Origin of the sequence: Streptomyces sp. NPDC126497 (genome assembly GCF_040302425.1) — a bacterium.
Taxonomy (GTDB): Bacteria; Actinomycetota; Actinomycetes; order Streptomycetales; family Streptomycetaceae; genus Streptomyces.
Genome location: NZ_JBEORT010000032.1, coordinates 55,203 through 62,366 on the forward strand (window position 1 = coordinate 55,203; position 7,164 = coordinate 62,366).

Sequence of the window (7,164 nt, forward strand, 5' to 3'; positions counted from 1 at the left end):
CCGCCTCAGTAAGGAGGTACGAGCCATGGGAGTCTGCGACTTCCCGCTGATGGACAAGGTCTGCGGCGCCGTCGACTTCGCCACCAATCCCGCCGGCACCGTCACCGACGGCCTCGGGGCATGGATCGCGAAGTCGGCGGGTGAACTGGCGGCCAGCGCGGCTGACCTGGCCGCCAAGGCCGTCAACAAGACGACGGCCATCGACCTCAACGCCGGGTGGTTCCGGGACAACTACGAGCTGCTGCTGCCCATCGGGCTCGCCCTGACCGTCGGCATCTTCTGCATCCAGCTCATGACCGCGGCCTGGCGTCGTGACGAACGCGCCCTCGTCAAGGCCGCGTTCGGCACCATGACCGGCGTCCTGTTCAGCTTCTCCGCCATCGCCTTCACCACCGTCGCCGTCACCGTGGTCGACGCGTTGTCCGACGGGCTGTTCCAAGCGGCCAACACCTCGATCGACGACGCGATCCGTCGCGTGGTCAAGGTCGACCAGATGGGAGCCATGTACGGCCTCGGCTGGGGCGTCTCCGCACTGGTCGCCTTCGGGTGCGCGATCGGCGCCTTCCTCTACTGGGGCGTGATGGTCGCCCGCAAGGTCGGCGTCCTGATCATGGTCGCACTCGCCGTGTTCGCCGGGGCCGGGGGCGGCTGGGAGGTCGCCAAGCGGTGGCGGCGCGGCTGGATCGAGGCCACCGGCACCCTGATCGTCTCCAAGCTCCTGATGACCGTCGTCTTCCTCATCGGCGTCTCCGCCATGGGCAAGAGCGACGCCAGCGACGGGATGGCAGCCCTGTCCGACGCGATGGCCGGCATCGTCGTGATGGTCCTGGTGCTGCTCTGCCCGTACGCGACGTACAAGTTCGTCCACTGGGCCAGCGACGGCGGCGGCCACGACGACATGCACCGCACCGGAGTCGCCGGCATGGCGGTCGCCACCGGCGCGGCGAAGACCGCGGGCAGCCTCGCGCTGCGGGCCGGCACCGGCACCCCCGCACCGCAGGGTCCGAACTGGGTCCCCGGTGCAGGGACCGACGGTGTCGTCTCCGGCATCAACCCCTCCGGCGGCAACCTCAGCAAGGAGGGCATCGACGCCGGCCCACCCAAGCCGCAGACCCGCTTCCGGTACGGCGAAGACCCGAACTCCACCGGTGACAAAGGCCGGGCCCTGATCCAGCGCCCGGGGATTCCGCCGCTGATCACGCGTCCCGGCGAGGACGAGCCGGAAGGGTCCGAGGGGACCGTCCAAGGCGCCGCGGGTGGTTCCGGTCATCTCGCCGGCGCAGCGGCTCCGGGCGGCGGCATGACCTCCATGCCACCTGTCGAGCCCGCGTCTTCGTCCTCCGGCGCCCCGGCCGCACCGCCGTCTCCCGTCGGACCGTCGGCCGCCGGTTCTCCCGCGCCGACCAACTGGGTCTTCCCCACCCAGCCGCCGTCGGGATCCTGACCCACCATCCACGGGGGCGGGCTGCACTCCACGGTCCGCCCCCACCTCACCCGACCAGCAGGAGATTTCTCGCCATGACCTCCAGAAGAGCGTCGCACGCCTCGTCATCCGCCCGCTCCCACGTCTGGAAACACCATGTCCGGCAAGCACCAGTCCCCCGCGCCCACCGTGAAGTTCCCCCACCGCAGCAGGCGCGGCGTTCTGCTCGGCCTGACCGCCCCGCAGTTGATCGTCACCGGCCTCACCGGCCTTCTCCTTCTTGTCGTGGTCCTCACGCGCGGCGTGGTCGGTGCACTCCAGCTCATCCCGCTGTGGGCCGTCATCGCCCTCCTCGTCTTCGTCCGCCACCGGGGCCGTGCCCTGGCGGACTGGGCTCCGATCGTCACCCGCTACGCCCTGCGCCGGATGCGCGGCCAGCTCGTCTGGCTCACCCGGCCTTCCCGCCGACCCGCCCGCGAAGGACTGCTCCACCTTCCCGGCACTGCCGCCAGCCTGCGCGTGGTCACCGCTCCCGACGGCCGCTACGGCGCGGTCCACAACCCCCACACCGGCACGCTGACCGCGGTGGTCAAGGTCTCCTCCCGCGCCTACGCCCTGCTCGACCCGGGCACCCAGCAGGCCCACGTGGGCGGCTGGGGCCGCGCGCTGGCCACGCTCGCCCGCACCGGGCAGATCGCCCGCATCCAGGTGATCGAGCGCACCGTCCCGGACTCCGGCGACGCGCTTCGCCGCTACTGGGAAGAGCACGGCCGACCCGACACCCCCATGGCTGGCGCGATCTACAACGAACTGATCCAGAGCGCGGGCCCTGCAGCCGCCCCGCACGAGGCGTACGTCGCGGTGTCCCTGGACACCAAGGCGGCACGACGGCTGATCAACCAGGCCGGCGGCGGCCTCACCGGTGCTTTCGGCGTCCTGGCGCAGCTCACCTCCACTTTCGACCAGGCCGCGCGGACCGCCGGACTCACCCCCACCGGTTGGCTCACCGTCCGTGAGATCGCCGCCGTGGTACGCACCGCCTACGACCCCAGGGCACTGGCGACGCTGGACCGGTGGTCCACCGCCGGCCGACCCGAGGCCGACCCCGCCGCCGCAGGACCCGTCGTGGTCGTCGAGAAGGCGGACCACATCGCGACCGACTCGGCCGTCCACGCCACGTACTGGGTGGAGAACTGGCCCCGGACCGAGGCGTCGGCCGGGTTCCTGCACCAGCTGCTGTTCACCGGCGGGGTCCGGCGCACGCTGTCGCTCTCCTACGAGCCGAAGGAACTGGACGCCGCCCTGCGCGACGTCCGGCGGAGGAAGTCCAGCGTTCTTGCTGACGCCGCCGAGCGGGCCCGGCGCGGCCAGGTCGACTCCGAGGCGGACTCGATCGAGTACCAGGACATCAAGGCACGCGAGCGACAGCTCATCGCGGGTCACGCCGACGTCGCCCTGACCGGGCTGCTGACCGTCTCGGCCGACTCCGAGGACGAACTGCGCACCGCCTGCGCCGTGGTGGAGACCGCGGCCGTCGGTGCCCAGCTCGACCTCCGGCCGCTGACCTGGCAGCAGGCCGAAGCGTTCACCGCCGCCGCCCTGCCGCTCGCGCTCGCCGCCTGACACCCCTTCGCTTCGAAAGAGCACCCTCATGCCCCGTACCGCCAGCCCGACCGCGCAGGATTTCGTGCCGTTCGCCACAGCGGCGCTCGACTTCCACCGTGCGCTCAACGTCCCGGGCGGCCCGCTGGTCACCACCCGCTCCGAGCTGGACGCCCTGCACGCTCTTCTCGTCTCGCTGTACGGACTGCTCGACGCCCACGCCGGTCGCACCGGGCAGCTCGTCGCGACCGAGGGCGACCGGCTCCGCACCGCCCGCACTCGCATCTGGCAGGCCACCGAGCACCTCCACGCCGCCTACCACGCGGCGCCCCGGCCGGACTCAGGCGAGGTACCCGAACCCGAGGCGTGTCCGGCCGGTCTGCCCGAAGGGGCGCCGGAGCTGACCGTCTGCCAGCGCCATCAGCGCGCCGCGCACCTGGTGCGACGCCGCACCACCCCGGCCGACCTGCATGCGCCGTTCACCGGCCTCGTCCACCGCTGACCCGCCGCCCCGTCTGGAGAAACGTCCATGTCCCGCATCCGTGCCAGCGCCTCCCCCCTGTTCGTGCCCCGCAAGACATCGCGCGCCGAGCAGAGGGCCGCCCGAGCCGGGTTCGCCGAGGCCCGTCGCCAGGCCCGTCTCGCCGGAACCCCGCCCAAGCATCGCGCCGAGCAGATCCTCGACCCGGAACTGCGGCCCACCTACCCGCCGGCCGGTCGCCCCGGCCCGACCTCCGCCCGGGGTGGCAAGCTCGGCCTGCCCGCCCACCGGATGACCACCGCCACGGCCTCGGGGGCCTACCCCTTCGTGGCCGAGGGCGGCCTGGGGGCAGAGGGGGTGTTCATCGGCCGGGATGTCCACGCCGAGGCGGCCTTCTGCTTCGACCCGTTCTCGCTGTACAACAGCGGCCGGATCGAGGGGTTCACGAACCCGAACGCCGTCCTCGCCGGGATCATCGGCATGGGCAAGTCGGCGCTGGCGAAGTCCATCGCCACCAGGTCGATCGCCCATGGCTACCGGATCTACATCCCGTGCGATCCCAAGGGCGAGTGGACCGGCGTCGCACAGGCCCTCGGCGGCTACAGCATCGCTCTGGGCCCGGGGCTCCCGGGCAGGTTGAACCCACTGGACGCCCCCGCCCGGCCCGCCTCCGTCAGCGAGGACGACTGGACGACGGAGGTACGCAAGCGCCGCCTCCTGCTCCTGGCCGGCCTCGCCCGCACCGTGCTGAAGCGCGATCTGCTGCCGATGGAGCACACCGCCCTGGACCTCGCCCTGGACCTGGTCGTCGCCGATGCCGCCGCCCGTGGCACGGTGCCGCTGCTCGGCGAGATCGCGCACGCCCTCGGCTCTCCCGAACGCCTCGATCGCACTCTCGGTCACCAGGCCGGACACCTCGGATCGGCCGCCCAGGACCTCGCGCACGCCCTGCGCCGCCTGGTGCACGGCGACCTCAGCGGCATGTTCGACGCCCCGTCGACGGTGGCCTTCGACCCGACCACGCCGATGCTGTCCATCGACCTCTCCCGGCTCGGAGGAAGCAGCGACGACACCGCGCTGGTCCTCGCGATGACCTGCGCGAGCGCGTGGATGGAGTCCGCCCTCGCCGACCCCGACGGCGGCCGGCGCTGGGTGATCTACGACGAAGCCTGGCGGTTGATGCGGCACGTCGGCCTGCTGGAGCGGATGCAGAGCCAGTGGAAGCTCTCACGGGGTCTGGGCATCGCGAACCTGATGGTCATTCACCGGCTGTCGGACCTGCTCTCGGCGGGCGACGCCGGCTCGCGCGGTCGGGTGCTTGCCGAGGGCCTCCTGGCTGACTGCTCCACCCGCATCATCTACCGCCAGGAGCCGGACCAGCTCGCCGCCGCTGCGTCCCTGCTCGGCCTGACCGGCGTCGAGACCCAGGCGGTGTCCGCCCTGAGCAAGGGCCGGGGCCTGTGGAAGGTCGCCGGCCGCTCCTTCATCACGCAGCACATCCTGCACCCGGCCGAGCGCGAGCTGTTCGACACCGACGCCCGCATGGCATAGCCCACCAGACAACCGGCACAGGCACAGGGATCGATCATGTCCGATTCCTCCACTTCTCCCGCCTCCAGCAAGAACCAGCCACCGGTGGCCACCGACCCCCTGGCGTGGCGGCGGCACCTCCCGGCACTGGCCTCGGCCGCCGCCGGCATCAACCAGGCGTCCGACGCCTGGGACGCGGTCTCGGACTCCCTCTGCGACGCGGACGGCTGGCCCCTCGACGAGGACGCTTACGCGGACGGCAAGGTCAGGCGCGACGCCGAGGCGTGGAAGCACGCCGAGGTGTTCCTCGACCACGGACCCGAGGTGCTGGCCGGGGTCAGCGCCACCGCCGACAGCCCCGACTACGTCGAAGGGCCGATCAGCGACGACCTGCGTCGGCTGTGCGGGATCGACACCACCCTGGACCGAGCAAGTCAGCTTCGACGCGAGTGGGACCAGATCATGGCGCTCATAGACGGCTCGCAACCGGGCTCGCTCCAGCTCTACCAGGAGCGCGCGGAGGAGCACCGCAACACCGAGGGTTGGCACTACGCGCACGAGCTGTCCTACCAGGGCCCGGCGCTCGTCCGGGCCGGCGAGTACCTGGCCGACCGGGCGGACGCCGAACGGCCTTCACAGGCCGAACGGGCGCGCGTGGCCCTCACCCGGTCCGCTCCCGGCGCCCGTGACGTCCCGCCCACTTCGCCTCCTGTCCCTCCGGCATCGGATCCGCTGCCCCCTGCCTCGTCCCGGGTGAGCGCCACTCTCGCCCCTTCGCCGTCGGCGGGGCAGTACGCGCTCCCGGTCGATCCGCCGTCGGAGTCGTCCGCGCGCCGCGCTGCCGCCCGCACGTCCCTCGTCCGTCCCCGGTCGCTGACCACCCACCGCCTTGGAGTCCTTCGTGTACCGCACCGGCAGAAGCGATTCGCCCCTCGCCGCCCACACCTCCGACCGCGCTCACCCCGGATGGATCTGCCGTGCCCAACCACTACGACGCGATGCCCGATCTGGCCTTCGGCCACCACCCCGTCTACGGCATCGTCGCCGCGAACCCTAAAAACCTCGCAGCCAGCACGTGGATGCTGAAGGGGTTCGACTTCCACCCCGTCCCAGACCAGCCCACTCTGTACGCGCTGGCCAACCAGAACCGTGACGGGCAGGGCCGTACGACCCGCGCGATCGAACTGCTGCGCAAGGCCGGATACCGGGTTGACGTGGACGCCGCACTCGACCCCGCGCTGACACCCGACACGGCACCAGTCCGCGACCGCTGCCCGCTCGGTGAGCCCGACGTCGCCATCGCCGAGCATCCACAGCTCGGCATCGTCGCTGCCATCGACGACCGTGCCTCCGGCCTTACCGGGCTGGCTCTGGTGGAGCACGGCTGGCGGCATGACTCGGGCCTGGACATCTACACACTGCCCGCCACCACCGGTCGCGGCGAAGCCCTGGGGAAGGTGGCCGACGCCACGCTGGCCCTGCACCGGTCGGGTCTACGGGTCGCAGTGCAGCCCCGCCTCGCTCAGGACGTAGCAGCACGTCCCTGCCCTGCTGCCGCGCCGGCCACGCCCCGTGCGCGCGGCCAGGTCCCCCCTCGTACATCTCTGCTCAGCGCCGCCGCGCTCGCCGCCAGCCCGGCCCACGTCGGCCTCCCGGGCAAGGCCCTGGTCCCCGCACCCGTCGTCCCCGCAGTGGCAGTCCGGCCGGTCGACCCCCGCATCGCGTTCTCACGTAATCGCTGATCCAACTCCCGTAAGGAGGGCTTCCCATGGCCGTTGTCGGTAAGCTCCACTATCAAAAGTTGCGGAATGCCCTGGGGCGATGGGCGTGCCTGGGTCATCTGATCACGCGGTGCTATCACGGTCGCAGCCCGTGAATCTGAGCTTGGCCACGGCCTCGGCGACGTCGTTGCTTTCAGTGCAATGGTGACGATCTCGAGTACAGTGCCGCGTTCGTCACAGATCAGTCTTCGTGCGCTGGCCGTCCAACGATGGGCGCATGTCACCTTCTGGTCAACGCCTCTGGGCAGCCTGCTAGTACTCCAGTTGTAGATCGTGATCTTGTTGGTCGGGTGCCAGGTCCTGTCCGGTCCGATGCTCTTGCTGTCTCAGCCGGACTGGTCAGTGGA

General features: G+C 71.4%; 5 protein-coding genes and 1 pseudogene. All 6 read left to right on the forward strand.

Features of this window, described 5'->3' with window-relative positions:
• Positions 1 to 25 precede the first annotated feature (25 nt).
• The 6 genes and pseudogenes from ABTY20_RS16295 to ABTY20_RS16320 all read left to right on the forward strand — a co-directional run bounded on the left by ABTY20_RS16295 (position 26) and on the right by ABTY20_RS16320 (position 6,778).
• Complete coding sequence (locus tag ABTY20_RS16295; RefSeq protein WP_351997667.1) at positions 26 to 1,444, forward strand: SCO6881 family protein; 1,419 nt, start codon at positions 26 to 28, stop codon at positions 1,442 to 1,444.
• 135 nt (positions 1,445 to 1,579) lie between these two features.
• Positions 1,580 to 3,046 (forward strand): SCO6880 family protein, encoded by a 1,467-nt coding sequence (locus tag ABTY20_RS16300; RefSeq protein ID WP_351997668.1) that lies wholly within the window; start codon positions 1,580 to 1,582, stop codon positions 3,044 to 3,046.
• A gap of 28 nt (positions 3,047 to 3,074) precedes the next feature.
• Positions 3,075 to 3,527, forward strand: a complete 453-nt coding sequence (locus ABTY20_RS16305) for a DUF6238 family protein (RefSeq protein WP_351997669.1) — start codon at positions 3,075 to 3,077, stop codon at positions 3,525 to 3,527.
• Between the two features lie 27 nt (positions 3,528 to 3,554).
• Positions 3,555 to 5,057 (forward strand): putative type IV secretion/conjugal transfer ATPase, encoded by a 1,503-nt coding sequence (locus ABTY20_RS16310; RefSeq protein WP_351997670.1) that lies wholly within the window; start codon positions 3,555 to 3,557, stop codon positions 5,055 to 5,057.
• Positions 5,058 to 5,156: 99 nt separating this feature from the next.
• A pseudogene (locus ABTY20_RS16315) lies at positions 5,157 to 5,789 on the forward strand (hypothetical protein); the annotation flags it as partial.
• 224 nt (positions 5,790 to 6,013) lie between these two features.
• Positions 6,014 to 6,778: a hypothetical protein gene (locus ABTY20_RS16320; RefSeq protein ID WP_351997671.1), complete on the forward strand. Its 765-nt coding sequence runs from the start codon at positions 6,014 to 6,016 to the stop codon at positions 6,776 to 6,778.
• Positions 6,779 to 7,164: the final 386 nt, after the last annotated feature.

Excerpts from the sequence above, each read along its gene's own strand:
- ABTY20_RS16295 (WP_351997667.1), top strand. The coding sequence starts at position 26 with ATGGGAGTCTGCGACTTCCCGCTGATGGACAAGGTCTGCGGCGCCGTC.
- ABTY20_RS16300 (WP_351997668.1), top strand. The coding sequence starts at position 1,580 with ATGTCCGGCAAGCACCAGTCCCCCGCGCCCACCGTGAAGTTCCCCCAC.
- ABTY20_RS16305 (WP_351997669.1), top strand. The coding sequence starts at position 3,075 with ATGCCCCGTACCGCCAGCCCGACCGCGCAGGATTTCGTGCCGTTCGCC.
- ABTY20_RS16310 (WP_351997670.1), top strand. The coding sequence starts at position 3,555 with ATGTCCCGCATCCGTGCCAGCGCCTCCCCCCTGTTCGTGCCCCGCAAG.